General features: G+C 34.1%; 20 protein-coding genes. All 20 read right to left on the reverse strand.

The features are described 5' to 3' along the window. Positions 1-146: 146 nt before the first annotated feature. Positions 147-659 carry a glycosyltransferase family 2 protein gene (locus ABWO12_RS03360; protein WP_353087217.1) on the reverse strand — a complete coding sequence of 171 codons (513 nt, stop codon included), beginning with the start codon at positions 657-659 and terminating at the stop codon, positions 147-149. Positions 660-717: 58 nt separating this feature from the next. Then, entirely contained in the window at positions 718-1,725 is a 1,008-nt protein-coding gene (locus ABWO12_RS03365; protein WP_353087219.1) for a glycosyltransferase, read from the reverse strand. Next, on the reverse strand, positions 1,722-1,955 hold the full coding sequence (locus ABWO12_RS03370; RefSeq protein ID WP_353087221.1) for a hypothetical protein: 234 nt from the start codon (positions 1,953-1,955) through the stop codon (positions 1,722-1,724). Before ABWO12_RS03370 ends, ABWO12_RS03365 begins: the two co-directional genes overlap by 4 nt. 314 nt (positions 1,956-2,269) lie before the next feature. Next, on the reverse strand, positions 2,270-3,403 hold the full coding sequence (locus tag ABWO12_RS03375; RefSeq protein WP_353087223.1) for a glycosyltransferase WbsX family protein: 1,134 nt from the start codon (positions 3,401-3,403) through the stop codon (positions 2,270-2,272). A gap of 12 nt (positions 3,404-3,415) precedes the next feature. Further along, on the reverse strand, positions 3,416-4,564 hold the full coding sequence (locus ABWO12_RS03380) for a glycosyltransferase WbsX family protein (protein WP_353087225.1): 1,149 nt from the start codon (positions 4,562-4,564) through the stop codon (positions 3,416-3,418). A 17-nt stretch (positions 4,565-4,581) separates the two neighbouring features. Continuing rightward, on the reverse strand, positions 4,582-5,445 hold the full coding sequence (locus ABWO12_RS03385; RefSeq protein ID WP_353087227.1) for a glycosyltransferase family 2 protein: 864 nt from the start codon (positions 5,443-5,445) through the stop codon (positions 4,582-4,584). After that, positions 5,445-6,362, reverse strand: coding sequence for a glycosyltransferase family 2 protein (locus ABWO12_RS03390; protein WP_353087229.1), 918 nt, complete (start codon positions 6,360-6,362; stop codon positions 5,445-5,447). Before ABWO12_RS03390 ends, ABWO12_RS03385 begins: the two co-directional genes overlap by 1 nt. 10 nt (positions 6,363-6,372) lie before the next feature. Further along, entirely contained in the window at positions 6,373-7,290 is a 918-nt protein-coding gene (locus tag ABWO12_RS03395; protein ID WP_353087231.1) for a glycosyltransferase family 2 protein, read from the reverse strand. A 14-nt stretch (positions 7,291-7,304) separates the two neighbouring features. After that, complete coding sequence (locus tag ABWO12_RS03400; protein WP_353087232.1) at positions 7,305-7,973, reverse strand: LbetaH domain-containing protein; 669 nt, start codon at positions 7,971-7,973, stop codon at positions 7,305-7,307. Positions 7,974-7,976: 3 nt separating this feature from the next. Beyond that, positions 7,977-8,885 (reverse strand): HpcH/HpaI aldolase/citrate lyase family protein, encoded by a 909-nt coding sequence (locus ABWO12_RS03405; protein WP_353087233.1) that lies wholly within the window; start codon positions 8,883-8,885, stop codon positions 7,977-7,979. Then, complete coding sequence (locus ABWO12_RS03410) at positions 8,875-9,342, reverse strand: MaoC family dehydratase (protein ID WP_353087235.1); 468 nt, start codon at positions 9,340-9,342, stop codon at positions 8,875-8,877. Before ABWO12_RS03410 ends, ABWO12_RS03405 begins: the two co-directional genes overlap by 11 nt. After that, the gene (locus ABWO12_RS03415) at positions 9,329-10,177 is read right to left on the reverse strand and encodes an HpcH/HpaI aldolase/citrate lyase family protein (RefSeq protein ID WP_353087237.1); all 849 of its coding nucleotides are present in this window, start codon (positions 10,175-10,177) and stop codon (positions 9,329-9,331) included. The genes ABWO12_RS03410 and ABWO12_RS03415 overlap by 14 nt, the downstream gene beginning before the upstream one ends. 7 nt (positions 10,178-10,184) lie before the next feature. Then, positions 10,185-11,258: a DegT/DnrJ/EryC1/StrS family aminotransferase gene (locus ABWO12_RS03420; protein ID WP_353087238.1), complete on the reverse strand. Its 1,074-nt coding sequence runs from the start codon at positions 11,256-11,258 to the stop codon at positions 10,185-10,187. Continuing rightward, positions 11,255-12,451 carry an ABC transporter ATP-binding protein gene (locus ABWO12_RS03425; RefSeq protein ID WP_353087240.1) on the reverse strand — a complete coding sequence of 399 codons (1,197 nt, stop codon included), beginning with the start codon at positions 12,449-12,451 and terminating at the stop codon, positions 11,255-11,257. Before ABWO12_RS03425 ends, ABWO12_RS03420 begins: the two co-directional genes overlap by 4 nt. 3 nt (positions 12,452-12,454) lie before the next feature. Next, positions 12,455-13,204, reverse strand: coding sequence for an ABC transporter permease (locus ABWO12_RS03430; protein ID WP_353087241.1), 750 nt, complete (start codon positions 13,202-13,204; stop codon positions 12,455-12,457). Between the two features lie 99 nt (positions 13,205-13,303). After that, positions 13,304-13,774 carry an ArsR family transcriptional regulator gene (locus ABWO12_RS03435; RefSeq protein ID WP_353087243.1) on the reverse strand — a complete coding sequence of 157 codons (471 nt, stop codon included), beginning with the start codon at positions 13,772-13,774 and terminating at the stop codon, positions 13,304-13,306. Between the two features lie 1,264 nt (positions 13,775-15,038). Beyond that, positions 15,039-16,172, reverse strand: a complete 1,134-nt coding sequence (gene rffA, locus ABWO12_RS03440) for a dTDP-4-amino-4,6-dideoxygalactose transaminase (protein WP_353087245.1) — start codon at positions 16,170-16,172, stop codon at positions 15,039-15,041. A 95-nt stretch (positions 16,173-16,267) separates the two neighbouring features. Then, entirely contained in the window at positions 16,268-16,963 is a 696-nt protein-coding gene (locus ABWO12_RS03445) for a GNAT family N-acetyltransferase (protein ID WP_353087246.1), read from the reverse strand. Further along, complete coding sequence (locus ABWO12_RS03450) at positions 16,944-17,879, reverse strand: glycosyltransferase family 2 protein (protein ID WP_353087248.1); 936 nt, start codon at positions 17,877-17,879, stop codon at positions 16,944-16,946. Before ABWO12_RS03450 ends, ABWO12_RS03445 begins: the two co-directional genes overlap by 20 nt. Positions 17,880-17,881: 2 nt before the next feature. After that, entirely contained in the window at positions 17,882-18,178 is a 297-nt protein-coding gene (locus tag ABWO12_RS03455) for an EamA family transporter (protein ID WP_353087250.1), read from the reverse strand. Between the last annotated feature and the right edge of the window lie 384 nt (positions 18,179-18,562).

Here is an 18,562-nt window from a genome sequence, read left to right on the forward strand (position 1 = left end):
GACAACCATACAACTAATTTGATAATGGATTTATCGTTTAAATTTATTACAGAAAAACCAACGATACACTGTTGACTTTCGTTGCAAATATCTTTAATAAAATGCCATTTCCCCCAATGTCAGAACCACTCTGGAAAACGAATAGATTACACCAGAGATCGGGCAAAAAAAATGTTGCACACCGAATTCAACTGATTGCTTCTTAAACACGCTGGCCAAACGTCTTGGCAAATTTGATGGGCCTCCAACTTGGTATGCAACGGTAATGGCGGTATTTGAGTATACCATTTGCCCTGTAACTCCTCTTGAAAACCCGAAAAAACCACTTCACAATCGTAATTTTTTGCGGCCGATAGCAATTGTTCCAAAAAATCGGGGGCCAAGGTATCGTCGACATCCATAAAAGCAATGTAGTCGCCTTGAGCCAGCGCAATCCCGGAATTTCGGGCGGCACTCACGCCTTGATTCGACTGCGAAATCACACGAAAACGGGGCTCGCGTGTTGCCTTTTCCTGGAGCATTTGTTCGGTAGCATCGATCGAACCCTCATTCACAAATACGGCTTCAAAATCGGTATGGGTTTGCGCCTCCAACGTAGCCCAACAAGAGGCCAAGTGGGAAGCCGCATTATACACCGGTATGAGGATACTAACAAGCACGTATACTATTTTTTGACCGTCGGGTAAAGATACAAATTACCGTGGGTCAGATTCAACTTCATTTTTTATTTCGAGGCAAAAGGTATTGCTTTAGGCGCCACAACAACGTACGCAGGCGTTGCTTCCATCGTAAACCGTGTTGAATGAGCCAAAAAATGACATACGGACGGTCAATCGCTGGATAGGTAGCCGACAATTGTACCAAAAGGGATTCCCTTTGATGTTCCCGAACCCAACGGGTAATATCGTTAAAATAACTAGCCTTTAGCGAATACACCAAATGATGCATTGCGATTCGATCGAGGAACAATAAAAGTTGGGCGTCAAAATAACGTGAGGACTCTTTATGCTCCAGAAAATGCGCTTTTTGAAAGTATACAATTTCATCCAACGCCTTCCGAAAACCGCGATAGGCTTTATCGGTTTTAACCGCTTTGGTGGCCGAATTGCCCCGAAGCAAATACCGATAATACGGGAGTGAACAGTAACTGACCCGTTGCGCAAACGCTTGCACTTTTAAGTTAAAAACCGTATCCTCTCCAATGGGAATTCCCAGAGGAAAACGGTGACTTCCGATACAAGTAGCGCGATAAAAAGTGGCAGGGAACGTCCGACGAGAATGACGAAAACCAGAAGCAATTACCTCATCAGCACCTACTGTATAATCTTGTTTAACAGGGTTATTACGTTCATCAATGGCTTGAATATGGGCATACAAAATATCCAAATCGGCTGCTTCAAAGCGTTCCAAAACAGCATGCAAACTGTTGGGTTCAAGAGCATCATCCGAATCGACAAAGGTAATCACACGACCGCGGGCCCGATCCAACCCGGCATTCCGAGCGGCTGACACTCCTTGATTTTCTTGATGTAGGGCAATGATTTGTGGATACCTTTGGGCATAGCGATCTAGGATGGTCGCACAGCCGTCGGGGGAACCGTCGTTAATGACCAGCACTTCATAAGCTGAAGGAGAAAGCGATTGCGTCACTATCGATTGAAGGCAGGACTCCAAATAGGGCTCCACATTATAAACAGGGACAATAATACTCAATCGCACACTCATCGCCAAGACACCAGGGTTACATATCCTTTGGGGGAATAATTATACATTAGTTTCAACAACCATTTCCATTTGGAATGGCGAAAGGTATCCCTTGTCAGCTTGCGCTTAGGGAGTACTGCCTTGATTTCTTGCACTAAAGCCAACTGTCGTTCTGGGGTATCGGATGTTTTTAAATACTTTTCCAACAAACCGAAAAGATTACGTTCATAGGCTTCGCATTTTTGTCTCACGTAGATTTTAAAAAAATCATCCACTATAGTTTGAGATAAAGCATTTAATATAATTTTTTAATTACACTAAATATAAATAATTGTGACGAACTATCATACTTCTAAGATTCTGAAAAAGATTTTTAAAAATTAAAAAGACATGATTTAGTATTAATTAAAAAAACTGTTGTTTTTAGCTTTCTTGATGGTTTCAAAATATTTAAAGTAAACTAATCAATACTATTTAAATTCATCAGTATTTAGATAAATATTTTAAAATTCATACAATCTAAATTGTGACTTATAAAGTTTTCAGTATTTAATGTTTAAAAAAATTAAATTTTATTTAATTTATGTTTTGCTTCTTTAACGGCTAAAAGCCATCCGACTCCAAATTTTTGATCTGGTTCCAAATAATTTCCTTCTGCCCACTCATTCCAAGATTTTAAGATTATAAATGGGGGGTTGTCTGGATATTCCTTAAACTTTGAAAAAGTTAAATTCAAATATTCATAAAATAATTTTGGAGTAGCGTTTTTAAAAATCAAAGATTTCATTCCACTTCTTGGGGAATTATCCCAATTCGGGATTATACAAGGAATAAATTTTTTATGAGGTATTGTAATATTTAATGTTGCAATAGCTTTTGAGTAATCTAAAATTACAGGTTTAGTTCGGCTTCCAATATCATCAAAATGACCTAATCGGTATAATATATATTTTTCAATTTTGTTTAGAAAGGTATTGTTTTTGAAAAAATACTTTCTATTATATCTTAAAAATCTGAATTTATCCACACCAACTACGCCTTGAATATTATGATTTTCAGTGACATTAACAGAATTTACGTTTATAGTAGCTATAAAATAAACTCCAGAAAAACCATTCTCAATAGCTAAAGTATTAAAAACTGAAGTAAACAAATCTAAATCAGGAATATCATCAAGTTTATAAATATGAAACATAGGTTTATTATCTACTTTAACATAGCGTTCATCTTTAAAAAAGGGAAGTAAATAATTAAAATATTTAATATAGTCATGTTCTCCATTATACGTTTGCTCAATTAACACATTTGGATTATCTAAACCATGCCAAATCCCTTTCCATGTTTCATTAGCCCAACAAAAACAAAATGGAATATCAACGTTTTTATTTTGCAACATTTGCTCAGCAGGTTTCTCTAATAACATCTTACCATTACCAAACCAATATTGGTAATAAATAAAACCATCAACTCCGTATTCTTTGGCTAATTGAGCTTGACGCTCTTGTATTTCGGGTTGTTTAAGCAGGTCATAATACCCCAACTCCCCGGGTACAATAGGTTGATGATGACCTTTAAACAAGGGTTTTGCTTTTTTTACATTCGTCCATTCGGTAAACCCTTTTCCCCACCATTCGTCATTTTCTTTAATGGGGTGATACTGAGGCAAATAGTAGGCTAAAAATTTCAAATTTTTACTCATTACTAATCTTTTTTAATTTAAATAATCTTTTTCATCTATTACTTTTTTTACTTTTTCAAGATATGATCTACCCCATTTTTGACATGGTTCTAGATGATTTCCTTCTGCCCATTCGTTCCAAGCATTAATAAACAAAAAATTTTCTTCTTCAGAATAGGGTTCGAAATCAGAGACAATTAATTTTAACCATTTTTCAAATAGTTCTGGACTTGAATTGTTTAATAACAAGGAAGGATTATTTTTTCTACGGGAGGAATTATCCCACCCTGGCACTAAATTAGGATACATTTTAAAGTTAAATTCCTTAAGTGACTTAATGTTTTTGGTCATAAAATCGTATTCCAATTTGTTTAATAGGTTATCATAGCTTTGTGTTGGTAATCCTATTGCTCGTTTTATATTTCTAATAACTCGATTAGAAAAATTTGTGTTAAAACTTTCTCTTTTAATTCGATTAATTTCTTTAAAAACACTCTCTCTTCTTATTCCAAAGGGTTCAAAATCTATGGCAGCATCAAAACCATCAATTAGTTTGTCCCAGTTTTTTGTATAGGAAAAAACGGTATGACACAAATACAATTCTAAACCGTGTTGTGCAGCAACTTCACGCCATCTTTTAGCTGTTTCACTCGGGTTAGGAAACAGATAGGGTTTGTAAACTACAAAAACAGGTTTGCCATTAACTTTTATATAGCGTTGGTCTTTAAAGTAAGGAATTAAATGTTGCAGGTGTGCTACATCATCTTGTGCTGAATAATTTTGTTGCATTAAAACTTCTTGGTCTTGTCCGTCCCAACGTCTAGTCCAGTTTTCATTGGCCCAGCATAACATGAAAGGCAAATCTTCTTTTGGATTCTTTAATTTTCTATCTACTGGTTCGTTTAGAATTCGTTTGCCATTAAACCAATAATGATAGTAACAAAAACCATGAATACCAAATTCTTTTGCAAGAGCTTCTTGAGCTAAACGAGCTTCTTCAAGTCGCAAATCATAAAACCCTAAATCGGATGGTAATTGAGGTTGATAATGATCTTTAAACAAGGGAGTTGCCTTAGTAACATTAGTCCATTCTGTAAATCCTTTTCCCCACCATTCGTCATTTTCTGGCGTAGGGTGAAATTGTGGAAGATGAATTGCTATGGGCTTGATTTTATGAACCATATTTTTTTTTATTTGAACTAAATAATTTTTTTACTGATAATCTTGTTTTTAATATTTTCTAGAACAGAATATAATTTAACTTTTAATGTTATTTTAGTTATTCCTTGTATCCTATTCCATTTTTCTTTACAAAGTTTAATACCTTTTTTATCTTTTCTAGAAATAAAATAAGTTTTATTAGAAATACATGCATCTATAAAACCCTTTTTCATTAAAATTGTATCGGAACACATAGATTTATTATGGATTCTATAACTAACCAAAACTTCATTTATATTATGAATTCCTTTGGAATGATAAAACAATTTTACCCAAAAAACCCAGTCTTCGTGATTGGGTAAACTTTCGTCAAACTGTATCTCTGTATCTTGATTTATTAGTTCTTTTTTAAATAAAACACAATGACAAGGAATAGACAACTCTGTTTCCCATTTTATTATTATATCATTTTTATAATTCTGCTCGCTTGGGAACGGATTCATGTAACGTATTTTCAAAAAGTCACCAGAATCTTGATCAAATGGGAAAAAATCACAAATAATGATATCAGTAGTTTCATTAAAAAATGATATTTGCTTTTGTAATTTATCGTTATACAACAAATCGTCAGAATCTAAAAACTGAATATAATCTCCTTTGGCAACTTTTAAACCCGCATTTCTAGCACTACTTAATCCTCCGTTGTCTTTTTTTAAATAAATAAACCTTTCGTCCTTATCACACCATTCTTGAGCAACTGTTTCTGTATGATCAGGTGATCCATCATTCACAATAATACATTCCCAATTAGTGTAGGTTTGATCCAACACCGATTGCAATGTTTCAGGTAGAAACTGTGCTTGATTGTAACAAGGAACAATAATTGATACTAAAAAACTCATTACTGCAAAGCTTTTGTTATTAACTTTTTAAAACGTTTATAACCAATTATTTTGTGACTTAAAAATAGTAGAACAATCCATTTGTTTTTGAAATTAAAATGGTAAACATACTTCTTAAATTCATTGACATTTTTTGGATTCAAACAATTATCAATCCATCGATGTATCCATTTTCTAAGAAACCAATCCACCTTTAAATTTTGTAATTCTATCGATGTAAAATTTTTTACAATTACTTTTACAACTGGTTTAGTTGCAAATCTATCTGAAGCAGTTGAAGAACTTTCTTGTATTCTATAAATTGACTGCGGCCAAGAAATTGACTTAAAAACTGCATTGTTTTTTAATAATCGAATCCACAAATCAAAATCTTCTGCTGGAACGCAATTTTCGTCAAAACAGTTAGCCTTTAATACTATTGCTTTTTTAACTAATACAGTTAAGATAGGCACTCTATTTATTTCTATAAATTTTTTTAAAGCTTCTTCTCCGGTAAATACACAATCTTTAACATCCATTACTTGATAATTTGGATGAACAACATCAATTAATTCATTATTTGTCAAATAACTATTTGTTAATAACAAGTCATATTGTTCTAAATCAAAAGAGGCTAAAGATATTTCGAGTTTTTGAGGCAACCACATATCATCGGAATCAAGAAAAGCTAAAAGACTCCCTTTTGCATGTGAAATTCCATTATTTCTTGCTCTTGCTTGACGTGCGTTTTCTTGATATAAATACTTTATTCTATCGTCTTTTTCGATAAATGATTTAACTATAGCTGCCGTGTCATCTGTTGAGCCATCATCAATAACAATGAGTTCCCAATTGGAGTATGTTTGATTTATAACACTTGTAATACTGGCTCCAATGTATTTTTCAACATTGAAGGCAGGCATAATAATGCTAATCAATAAATCGGATTTATATTGGCTCACCTTTAAACTTCTTTTTAATTAAAACTAAGGTTTCTCTAATACCTAGTGTTTTGAAACCTTCTATTATCAACATTAAATAGTCTTTAGATTTCTGACTAGGATGGGTTCTAAAAGATAATCGCAATAAACCATTTCTAACGTTTATTAAATTAGGCGTATTACATCCTGGAATTTTTTCTACAATTTCTTTTAAGTTTAAATAACTAGAATGGCGCTGTTTATATTGTGAAGCGCTTGAATATATGCCACCCCCATGTATTCGATATACTGCTGTGGCAATGGGAAGTAACATCCCTTTTCCTGAGGAAAGGCATAATGCATATAAAGTATTGTCCTTAAAGTATTTGAGTTTTTCAATAAATGAAAAATCTAAACATTTTGTACGAAAAAGAGCCGTAACCGTGTATGTACAATATGGTGTAAAAATTGTATTTAAATCAAAGCTAATGGGTTGATTGGGGTCAATTTGATGCCTCCAATCAGGATAGATAAGTGGAGCTGATGAATTTTCTTTTTCTTCCATATAATGCGTCCAACATATACTATACTCAGGGTGACTCTCTAAAAAATCAACCTGTTTTTGCAATTTATATGGGTCGGTCCAATAATCATCGCCTTCACAAAATGCAATATATTCGCCTTTACATCTTGGGAAATTGAATCGAATAGTTGGTGAAATTCCCTTTTTAAATTGATTTTTTGTTTGATAAATGGGCTTAATTATATTAGGATATTGCGCTTCATATTTTTTAAGTATTGAAGCTGTTTCATCGGTTGAAGCATCCTCATGAATAAGTACTTCAAAGGTAAAATTACATTGTTGCATTAAAAATCCCTGCAAACATTTTTCAAGATAAGCAGCATGATTAAAGGTTAAGCAACATATAGAAACTTTGCAATCCATTATTTTTTATTTAACTAACGTAATCGTTTAGGAGTGTCCACTGGTTTTGCAGGATTACCAAAACACTTTGTACCTGAGGGGACATCTTTTACAACATTGGAAGCCATACCGATCATACAATCATCCCCAATGGTAATTTTATTATTGGTAGTTGCATTTATACCAATGAAATTTCGATCGCCCATAATTACATTTGCTACAATAGCTTGAGTTGCTACTAGATTATAATTACCTACAACTGCATCGTGACCAATCGTTACTCCACTCATAAAGGAATTAAATTGACCTACTTTAGCTTTTGGATTTACGACTGAATGAGCTAAGATTATTGTTCCAACTCCTATCGTTGCACTTCGAGCAATCATACAACTTGGATGAATAAATGTACAGTAACGATCTAGAGGTATTCCTAAACTATCCTTATAGTCTATCGTTTCTTGCATGGATTGAATGTTATAGGATTGAAAGATAAATTTAACTTGAGGATCATCTTTGTATTTATCGTAAACATCTTCTACTCTCGAAAGGACTGGAAATCCATTAATATCTGTACCCACAGGTAAATCATTATAAGCAAAACCAATACATTCTATTGGCATACCATATTTGTGTTGTGCATCGTAAATATAATCTGCAATGAGTGTAGCTGAACTTTTACCTCCAATAATTATAACTTTTTCCATAATCTAGTCGTTAAACATTTGACGTCTTTTTTCGATTAGCTCCACACGAGCGATAATATCTTTAGATTTGGTAATCAAAGGAGGTCCTACGAATTTCCCTTCAATAATAGCTACCCCTTTATTTATTTTCTGAGCTTCAGCATAAAGTCGCAAAAAGTTTTTGGAGTCTTCGTATTCTTGTGCAGTAGGTGAAAATACTTCATTTACCAAGTCATTTTGTTTCGGATGCAAAACCCACATTCCGCTATATCCCAGTATCTTACCCGTTTCAAGATGCTTAGCTAAACCCTCTAAATCATGTACTTTGATATATGCTGCGTCAATTGCTTCCATTTTATGAGCACGAGCTACAATAGGCACTAAACTTCTTGGAAAAGCAATACTTGTATTGGTGTCAAAATCACGAACACCTTGAATATCGGACACATAATCTTCAGAACCAAATCCTAACGCAATAATCCTTGACGAAGCGGTTGCAATTTCATTGATATTTACAATTGACATTGCACTTTCAAGTATAGGTATGATAGAAAATTTTCCTTTTTCAAGATTTCGTTCGCGCTCAATTGAAGTTAATAAATTATCGAGATATAGAATATCTTCTTTTGTATTCGTTTTAGACAAAAGAAATCCATCAATATTGGCTTCAGTAACTTGAATTACATCTTGAAGAAAGAAGGAAGTTTCAATTTCATTTAATCGAACAAATTTTTGAAACCGATCAAATTGGGGGTTTTTAGTATGTTTAACAATATTTTGACGTGCCAACAATTTGTTATTTTCTGGCTGCACGCTATCTTCAAGATCAAAAATTAAAGCATCCGCAGTACTTTTTGCGGCCGATTCAATTAGTTTATCATTATGTCCGGGCACGAACATCATGCTCCGTAACAAAAGTAATTTATGCTCCATGATTTCTCTTTTTGATTAAAATTTTACGACGAAAACGAATCACATCTACTCCATTTTGATTTGAGCCGACTGTTTCAACATAAATAACTCCCCGATCATTTTTTGACTTTGATTCGGTTTTATCCAAAACGGTAGTACGACTATATAGGGTATCATTGATAAATGTTGGATGTAAATGGTCTATATTTTCGTAGGCTAAATTGGCTATAGCTTTTCCGCTTACATCCATTACTGTTAAATGAACCGCTAGGCAAAACACTAAGGTCCCTGGTACTAAAATTTGTCCATGTTGATTACTTTGACAATAATCTAAATTCGTATGCACAGGGTGATGATTCATTGTAAGCATAGAAAATAAATTATTATCAGATTCAAATATTGTCTTGGATTGGCAATGTTGAATGACCTCGCCAATTACGAAGTCTTCAAAATAATGGCCCATTTTATTGGCTTCCATAAGCGTTTGTATTTAGGTTAGTATTGCTGTGTTGAATTTTTTCCATGAGTTTTTTAATACGAAGGATATGTGGTTTTTCGTAAACCGTCCCGTCGATAGTATACACTTCTATTGCATCTTTCGGTATGTCCTTAACCTGAGTGTAAACTTTTTGCAATTGCTGAATTTCAGCAGGTGTTAAATAATCAATTTGATGAAAAGCCTCCAGCTGTTTGGGATGAATTAAAAATTTCCCTGTCGCCCCGGCTTCAAAAGCAAATAGACATTCCGTTTTGAATGTACTCAAATCCTGTAAATTTAAATCCACTCCATCCAAATAGTCCACTTGGTATGCTTTGCATAAAACAATTAATTCACGTTTATAATGTGCCAAATAATCCAAAGAATGTTTTATCCCTGTTAGTGAACAAAAATCATGAGTTCCAAAACCAATCGCATGAATTTGTGTACTGTATTTTTTGAGAATCTTTTTGGTTGCAATAAAACTTCTAGGATTTTCAATCAAAACAATCATATGTAGAGGTTTTCCTTCTGCCCATTCAACCACTTTACGAACGTCTTTCGAGGAATTTATTTTAGGCAATACTATTTGCCCTTCAAATTGAGTGATGAGCTCCTGAATTTGAACCTTTGAGTAGCAAGAGTCAAAAAAGGGAATTCTTAGAAAAAAATTCTTTTTAAAAGTAAGAGAACGTACCATTTCAAAACCTACTTGTTTATTGTTTTGGGCAACTGAATCCTCCAAATCAATGACAATATAATCTGCAGTAAGCGAATCTATTTTTTCTAGATATTTGGTCTTATCGCCAGGAATAAAAAAATAGCTATCTAACATATCCAGATTATTTAGAGGTTGAAATTAGATTTGAAATACGATAAACTACATCATCACTCAATTCAGCATATAATGGCAAACACAAAATCCGACTTGCTATGCTTTCCGAAATAGGCATTGAGGTGCCTTTGGTATATTCGATTGTATTTAGAGAGGGGTAAAAATACCTTCTCGGATAAATTTGTACTGCATTTAGAGCCGCTTGTACATTGAGAAGTTGTGCCTCTGTTTCAAAAATCACAGGATAATAACTGTAATTCCAATTAGTATTTTCTCGCACCTTTAACGTTTGTAAATTTGAAAAATCCAAATACTTTTCATAACCCTCTACTACTCGTTTTCGTCCTTCAAGTATGGTTCGCATATAGGGTAAAACGGATAATCCCATGGCACCTTGCAACTCCGATATTTTTCCATTAATCCCTAATCCATGAAAATCAAGAGGACCATTATGCCCGAAATTATGACTGTAGGTTAGGGTATGTCGCAATGTGTCATCCTCACAAAACAATGCGCCACCTTCACCTGTATGAAATAACTTAGTAGCATGAAAGCTACAGGTACTTACATTACCGTAAGTAAAAATTGATTTTCCTTTATATGTAACTCCAAAGGCATGGGCTGCATCGTAAATAACATGGAGATTATGCTTTTGAGCGATTGCTTCAATAGCTTCCACATGACAAGGATTGCCAAAAACATGAGTGGCTAAAATACAGGTAGTTCGAGGTGTAATTGCGGCTTCGATTTTTGTCTCATCTATTGTCAAATGTTCAGGGTCAATATCAACAAAAACCGGAGTACAATGTTCCCAAACAATTGCCGCAGTTGTAGCTACATAACTAAAAGGTGTTGTTATGATTTCTCCTCCATTACCCAAAATTTTCAAGGCAATTTGTATCGGAATAGTTCCGTTATTCATTACCAAGATGTTAGAAACAGAAAGATACTCTTTTAGTTTCTCTTCTAATTCTTTAACCAAAGCACCGCGATTAGTAAGCCATTGGTTATCCCAAATGCGTTGCACTTGCTGTTGATAATCAGCTAGGGGAGGAAAGAAAGTCTTGGTTACATTTATCATACCGTATGATTTTCTATAGTGAAATTGGCATCCAACTCAATAGGCACCCACATCTGTGTAGTACTTGCGACTTGAAATGAACAGAAATTATTGATTCTCAGTATTGGTTCTTTAGTTTCAAAATTACCCACCGTTAAGTCAATTGAATATAAGCCCAACGAAAAAGGTATATTTTTGATTGTAATGGTGTAACGCAAAGCATTGTTAATAATTTCGACTTTTTTATCTTTTACAATGGCTCCAGCGATAGGGCGTTGCTCTTTATCTCTAAATTCCAAATAAACCGAAGGTACGTGTTGTAAATTAGAGTTTTTAATAGTAAAATCTAATACGACCATCAAATCTTCACCTCTTTTCAATGTATTGTTTTCATCAACATTTAAGGTAAACGAAGCGACTTCTAATGAACCATCATCAAACAAAACACTATTCTCACTCGTTGAAAATTTATTGTAATACAATCCAATACCTGTGGGAATATCAAAACCTTGGTACTCTGTTTTTCCATGATCCATCAAAACAATCTGGTTACAAATACGCGCTACCATAGGCATAGAATGGGAAACAAATATTAAAGCCGTTTGGGGTAATAGCTGGTCAATTTTTTTAAAACATTTGAGTACAAAACCTAAATCACCAACAGCAAGAACTTCATCAATCAATAATATATCTGGCTTCAATTGAGCCGCAATAGCAAATCCTAAACGAACTTTCATCCCAGAACTATAGTTTTTGACAGGCATATCAATGAATTCTTCTAATTCTGAAAACGTAATGATATCTTTCAAATTGGCATCAATTTCTTCTCTACTAAACCCAATGACAGCTGCATTGTTATAGATATTTTCACGTCCTGTCAATACCGTATTGAACCCTGCACCTAATTCAATCAATGCACCAATACGTCCTTTCATGGTGATTGTTCCTTCATCGGGAGAAATAAGACCGTTCAACATTTTAAGCAACGTACTTTTACCCGCACCATTGTGCCCTATCAATCCTAAACATTCACCACGACGTACTTCAAAATTTAAATCTCTCACTGCCCAAAACTCATCTTTTCGTAAATTTCGAGTTTTTGACTTCCCCATTACACCATTGGCCATATCAACAAGTCCGTAATACAAACTACGTTTTAAGTCCTTGGCAAACTTTTTTGAAACTCCTTCCGCTTTAATCAATACTTCTCCCATAATTTAAGCACTCATTCGTTCAGTAATAATTGGCATGGAAACTCGATAAACTAACATTGCTAACAAGGCAATTATCCCCGTAAAAACAAAAGCTCCCAACCAATAAAACCAATGTTCGACATAAAAACCAGTTAATGTATTTCTAACATCAATAATAAAATAACTAAGCGGGTTATACATCATAATCTGTCGTAAAAAACCTTCTTTAGGAAGAACATACAATACGGGACATGTATACATTAGAAGTTGCATCGCAATAGGGATCATACGACTTATGTCGGCATATAAAACCCCTATAGGCGCTAATAAAGTTCCAATTGCCACAAAAAACAACATCGTTAATAAAAGCAGCGGCATAAAGAAGAAAATAGAACTCGAAGGTAATATTTGATACACCGATAGTACAAGTATAATTAGCCCCAGCTTAATCAAAAGATTGAAAAGCAACTTTATAAATCCTAGTGAGATTAGGGCTTCTTTTTCAAAATTAATTTTTGTAATAATACCGATATTGGCATTTACAGTCGTTATCGGCATAGCCAAACATTCCCCAAAAATTGACCAAATCGTTGTTCCTATTAATACATAAACAGGATATGGAATAAGTGTATCGGTGAGTTTTACAGCTCCAGAACGTTGTAATAGTATCCAAACCAAAGCATTTATAAATACTGGAATAAGCGCCCATAAAATGCCCAACAATGATTGGCGATATTGTGCTTTTATATCCCGCTTAGCCAATTGCTTAGCCAAATAGAAAGAACTTTTATACCCTTTAATACTAGAAAGTAAAATGTGGAGGATACTATACGTATTGCTATTTGAATAAATTCTTGTCTCTAACATTTTATTTTAATTATCATCTATTTCATAAATAATCAAGCCCTCTTTGAGCGGCTCATCCCGCAGTTCAAAAAAGACTTTCCGTTTGATTTGTGCTTCGATTTTGGGTTGCAATTGTTCAATATACGCTGCATTCAAATCGGCCCCATATACGTGTACCTGAATATATCCCGAATCGATCCCATTGGCATAATCCCCCACCAAAGCAATCTGGTAAACGGTGCCCATTCGCGATAAAATCATCTCAATGATGGCATCCAGCCCTAAATGTTGGCGGACAATTTTTTGTAAGGTACTAAATAAGGGGTGTCGGGTGTTGGCTTTGTACAAAATGGTATTGCGTACCGCTTCTTTTTCCAGATACCCGGCTTCGGTAAGATTATTGAGTTCTTTGCGAATGGCATTGGTCGACTCGTTGAGCTCATCAGCCAACCCGCGAAGGTATCCGTTATTGGCGGCATTGATAAATAACTTTACCAAAATCCGCAACCGTGTTTTAGATGTAATAAGTGTTTCTAACATCGGTGCTTCAAATCGAGTAACAAAAGTACTCGTTATATTTTTAACATACAAGCTTTTGCCAAAAAAATGTTAAAAACATTGTTTTGAATTAGCAACTGAAAAAAATTAAACGGGTTGCTATCTGTAAAGAGAAATAACCTGGAAAAAAGGGAAAATATTAAATTGTTGAGTTATCTAAATTATTGTTTCCCAAAAATAATGTTTTATAACTTGTAACAATCCTATAACGACTTGCGAATTACATAATAGGTTTGATTTTGTAACACAATAGTTTTACAGGAGTATCTCGAGTCAAGGATCAGCTTATACTTTTGGAATTGCTCTTGGCTGGCTAGGATAAAACTACCACCTTTTGCATATTTCAAGATAGAGGTTGGTAAAAAGTAACCCGAAAAGGTATATCCAATAGTAGAAAGATTGATCGAATTAAAATCGCATAAGTAGTAATGAGCGGGCGAAACGCCTTCTAGGAAAACCGTAGAAACTTTTGGAATGTCGGTAAGAATAGCTTGCCGTTCAGCTTCTTGATTTTGAAAATTAAGAGGTTTTTTGGTCAAAGAATAAATACCAGAACCCGTGAGAAATACAAGGGAAATAAGAAAAGAATAGCTTTTTGTATGGGGAAGCTGTTGCTTTTCTACTTCATTTTGTACCTGCGCATAAAAAAGAAGCTAAAATGGAATAATATATTGTAAATAATGTAAATAACTGGCGTTGATTAAAACACTCACCGAGAAAATAAAAAGCAATGCAAAGAACGGCTTGGCACGAATCACACTCAATGTAAATCGAGAATAACGCAATATCGTCAACCCGTAATTGGAGACAAACAGGAAAATAACAATCCCAATAGAGTAACTAAAAAAATCATACGAATTCCCTTTTCCATTCCCTACATCAATGGGAACCCCTTTCCCAACATATAGTAAACCCCTTGCGTGATAGAAGTACCATGCTTATAGAGATGTAAAAAAAAATAAGAAAGGGAAGGCGTAGATCGGGATGAGTAGACACTGTAAATGGAAGGCCAAACCATAGCTGAGACAAAGGATTATAAATGGTGGCAATTTCTGTAAAATAGGATTTTCCTGAATAGAAATCCCGCATCATGGCCAAGTAATAGCCCGAATCGGGGCCAAGCAAAGGAAAAACAAAAGCATTGGCAAAATAAACTGCAATACCAACCCACACTAGTCCAAAGCCAATCTTTTTTTTTCATAACTTATAGAGAATCAAATTCTTTAATCAATTGAACGATAGTTTCTACTTGTGCTATTTCAAGCTCAAAAAACAAGGGGAGGCGTAAAAGACAATCCGTAAAATGATCGGAATGCGGCAAGGAACGCCCGTCGTGTTTGGACTGGTAAAAAGGACTGGAATGAAGGGAGATATAGTGAAAAACAGCATGATAACCTGCTTCATGAAGGTAACGAATCAGTTGTGTCCGAGCCGACAAGGAAGGCAATACGATATAAAACATATGGCCATTATTGGTTGCGTAGTCGGGCAATTGGGGTAGAGTAACAGAAGGCACCGATTGTAATCCACGGTAATAGGCATCCCACAATGTTTTTCGTTTTTGTTGAATCAAAGCTAAATTCTCAATTTGCGCCCACAAAAAAGCGGCAATAACTTCAGAAGGTAAAAAAGACGAACCCGTATCTACCCAACCGTATTTGTTAACTTCACCACGAAAAAACTCAGCGCGATTCGTTCCTTTTTCCCAAATAATCTCTGCTCGATGGATAAAACGCTCATCGTTAATGGTGAGCATTCCGCCTTCTCCCGAGATGATATTTTTGGTTTCATGAAAAGAAAAAGCAGCCAAATGCCCTATACTTCCCAATGCGCGTTTTACACCCGATTTTCCTGTATAAAAACTGTCGATTGCTTGCGCAGCATCCTCAATAACAAGTAAATTATAACGATTCGCTAATTCCATGATAGCGTCCATATCACATGCTAATCCCGTATAATGGACAGGGACAATTGCCTTTGTTTTTGGCGTAATTAAAGCTTCCAATTGCGACGCATCCATGTTGGGATTGTCCAAATACGAATCGGCAAAAACGATAGTCGCTCCTTGTCGTACGAAAGCGATAGCCGTTGAAACAAAGGTAAAACTAGGTACAATAACTTCATCCCCGGGTTGAATGTCGGCCAAGAGCGCGCACATTTCCAAGGCATCGGTACAAGAAGTTGTCAATAATACCTTTTTAAACCCATACGTACGCTCAAAAAATTCATGGCATTTTTGAGTAAAAATCCCATTTCCTGAAATTTTTCCAGATTGAACAGCATCCTGAATATATTGGGTTTCTTTTCCCGTTAAATAGGGTTTGTTAAATGGAATCATAATTAAAAACTATTGCTTTTCAAATTTTGTAAAAAAAAGTTTAAAAAAGTATACATTATAGATACACTTTATTTAATTTATAACAATTTGTAAACTTACAAATTCTTTTTCCAATAGTGTTTAATGATAACCTCTTGATTAATTTCATATCCCATTTTTTTATAAAAGTGACATGCTAAAACATTCTCTTTTTGAGTAGGGATTTTTAAATTAAATACATTTTGGGTCATGCAATAGTGCTCTGCTTTTAACAAAAGTCTCTTTCCCAATCCTTTCCCTTGATAGTTTTTAGACACAGCAATTAAACCAATTGTAGAAAAAAAATCATTGTTTTTTAGAGTTACAAATCCAGTAACTTCTTGAGAGTTTCTTGTATAAAATAGTTTATCTGCAATTTTTTTATCTACACTATTATCAACCCATTTAGTGTATAACAGCTTAAACTTGTTATCAGGAATTTTGGGATCTAACTTAAATCGACTGTAACGACCACTTTCAAAAGCTAAAGAATAGAATTCCGATTTATCAATAACTTCTTCATCAAAATCTTTGATTGAATCATTAAAAGAATCTAAGTCAAGAGAGATTAATTTCTTGTCATAAATAACCTTTGTTTCTTGAAATTTTTTTTCAAAATCGAATAGACAAATGTCTTCGTCCTTTTTTTGTTTGATCACCAACAAATCAAATTTTGAGGCTTCAGAATAATCAGAATAATGATCTCCTTCCCCAACTTCAAAACCAAAAAAAGCACTATCCCAATCTAATCTTTTAATTTTCAATTTGTTCATCTATAATGTAAATTGGTCTATTTTTTACCTGATTGAAAGTTTTCCCTAAATAGATTCCTACAATTCCAATGGTTGAAATGATTATTCCCGATAATAGCCAAATAGAAATAATTATAGAACTAAATCCAGGAGCACTAATTTGTCCCGTTATAGCCTTTACCAAATAATAACATCCAAATAGAAAAGAAATTGAAGAAATAGACAACCCTAAAATTGTGAAAATTTTCAAAGGCTTGTCAGAAAAAGAGATAATTGTGTTGAATGCTAAAGAAATTAACTTAAGTAAACTATATGAAGATTTACCATTATCCCTTTCACTATGTAAAACAACAATTGAAGTTGATTTAAAGCCTACCCAGCTAATAAACAAAGGGAAAAATTTGATATAGTCATTAATCTTTTCCGCCGATTTTATCACTTTATAATTGTAAATCCCAAAATTTGCAACTTCATTATTTACCTCTATACCAGAAAGATAGTTGAATACTATATAAAAACACTTTGAAGATAATCTTTTAAAAAAATTATCCCGTCTAATTTCTCTTCTAGCCAAAACAATATCATATCCTTCCATTGCCTTTGAATATAGATTTTTGATTTCTACAGGCTGGTCTTGTAAATCACAATCCATGACTACAACCCACTCTCCTCTAACCAACGAAAGTCCAGCCATTATTGCTGGATGCTGTCCAAAGTTACGACTCAATCGAATACTTTTAACTTCAGAAAATTGAGTAGAAAGTTTCATCATTACTTCCCAAGAATTATCTGGGCTCCTGTCATCAACTAATATGATTTCGTAAGTTAAATTCATCTGAGCCATCACTTTCTGGATTTCCTCTACTAACTTTTCGAGAATTTTTTCAGCTTTATAAACAGGACTAACTATTGAAATTTGAGGATTGTTATTAGTCATAATCAAAATTTTACAGTAACAAAAATACCAATTATAATTAAAATCAGACCCACAACTTTACCCATCGTAAATGTTTCTCCCAAAAATAAAACGCCCATGATAAAAACCATTGCCGGAGCCAAACTCATAAAGGGATACGCTTTGGTGATTTCAAACTTAGTCATAGCTGCCATCCAAAATAGAGAGGCAATAAACGCCGATAAAAAACCCGAAAAAACAAAGGGATCGAACAATAAACGGATCAGAAAAAGAAACTTTTCTTGGAATGACTGAGGTAATTCAAGCGCTTGGGACTGCAAACGCCATTTCAAAATAACTTGCCCATAAACGGTAAAAAAAAGGGTTCCTGCAATATACCAGTAAGGATTCATAGCTGTAAAAATCTAAAGCAATTTCAATAAAAAGAGAGATTTCAATACCAAAAGAAATGAAAAATAAAGAATTAAAACTCTATAAAACCAGATTTGTAAAATTAATCCATAGATCCTCATTTCTTTAACAAAGAAAGTCGTTTCTCTAGCAAATAAACTATAAATCTTAAAGTGTATGTAAACCCTTCTGATCTTTAATTAGTATTACAGAACTCAAATTTCTAATTTATGCTAACATGATTGTCTTTTTTAATTTTAACATTATAATCGGATAACTTAAAAATCTATTACTATTTTTAATAATGAAATTAA

Origin of the sequence: Flavobacterium sp. (assembly GCF_040379285.1) — a bacterium.
In the GTDB taxonomy this organism is placed as follows: Bacteria; Bacteroidota; Bacteroidia; order Flavobacteriales; family Flavobacteriaceae; genus Flavobacterium.

Excerpts from the sequence above, each read along its gene's own strand:
- ABWO12_RS03365 (WP_353087219.1), bottom strand. The coding sequence starts at position 1,725 with ATGAGTGTGCGATTGAGTATTATTGTCCCTGTTTATAATGTGGAGCCC.
- ABWO12_RS03375 (WP_353087223.1), bottom strand. The coding sequence starts at position 3,403 with ATGAGTAAAAATTTGAAATTTTTAGCCTACTATTTGCCTCAGTATCAC.
- ABWO12_RS03380 (WP_353087225.1), bottom strand. The coding sequence starts at position 4,564 with ATGGTTCATAAAATCAAGCCCATAGCAATTCATCTTCCACAATTTCAC.
- ABWO12_RS03385 (WP_353087227.1), bottom strand. The coding sequence starts at position 5,445 with ATGAGTTTTTTAGTATCAATTATTGTTCCTTGTTACAATCAAGCACAG.
- ABWO12_RS03395 (WP_353087231.1), bottom strand. The coding sequence starts at position 7,290 with ATGGATTGCAAAGTTTCTATATGTTGCTTAACCTTTAATCATGCTGCT.
- ABWO12_RS03400 (WP_353087232.1), bottom strand. The coding sequence starts at position 7,973 with ATGGAAAAAGTTATAATTATTGGAGGTAAAAGTTCAGCTACACTCATT.
- ABWO12_RS03405 (WP_353087233.1), bottom strand. The coding sequence starts at position 8,885 with ATGGAGCATAAATTACTTTTGTTACGGAGCATGATGTTCGTGCCCGGA.
- ABWO12_RS03410 (WP_353087235.1), bottom strand. The coding sequence starts at position 9,342 with ATGGAAGCCAATAAAATGGGCCATTATTTTGAAGACTTCGTAATTGGC.
- ABWO12_RS03415 (WP_353087237.1), bottom strand. The coding sequence starts at position 10,177 with ATGTTAGATAGCTATTTTTTTATTCCTGGCGATAAGACCAAATATCTA.
- ABWO12_RS03420 (WP_353087238.1), bottom strand. The coding sequence starts at position 11,258 with ATGATAAATGTAACCAAGACTTTCTTTCCTCCCCTAGCTGATTATCAA.
- ABWO12_RS03425 (WP_353087240.1), bottom strand. The coding sequence starts at position 12,451 with ATGGGAGAAGTATTGATTAAAGCGGAAGGAGTTTCAAAAAAGTTTGCC.
- rffA (WP_353087245.1), bottom strand. The coding sequence starts at position 16,172 with ATGATTCCATTTAACAAACCCTATTTAACGGGAAAAGAAACCCAATAT.
- ABWO12_RS03445 (WP_353087246.1), bottom strand. The coding sequence starts at position 16,963 with ATGAACAAATTGAAAATTAAAAGATTAGATTGGGATAGTGCTTTTTTT.
- ABWO12_RS03450 (WP_353087248.1), bottom strand. The coding sequence starts at position 17,879 with ATGACTAATAACAATCCTCAAATTTCAATAGTTAGTCCTGTTTATAAA.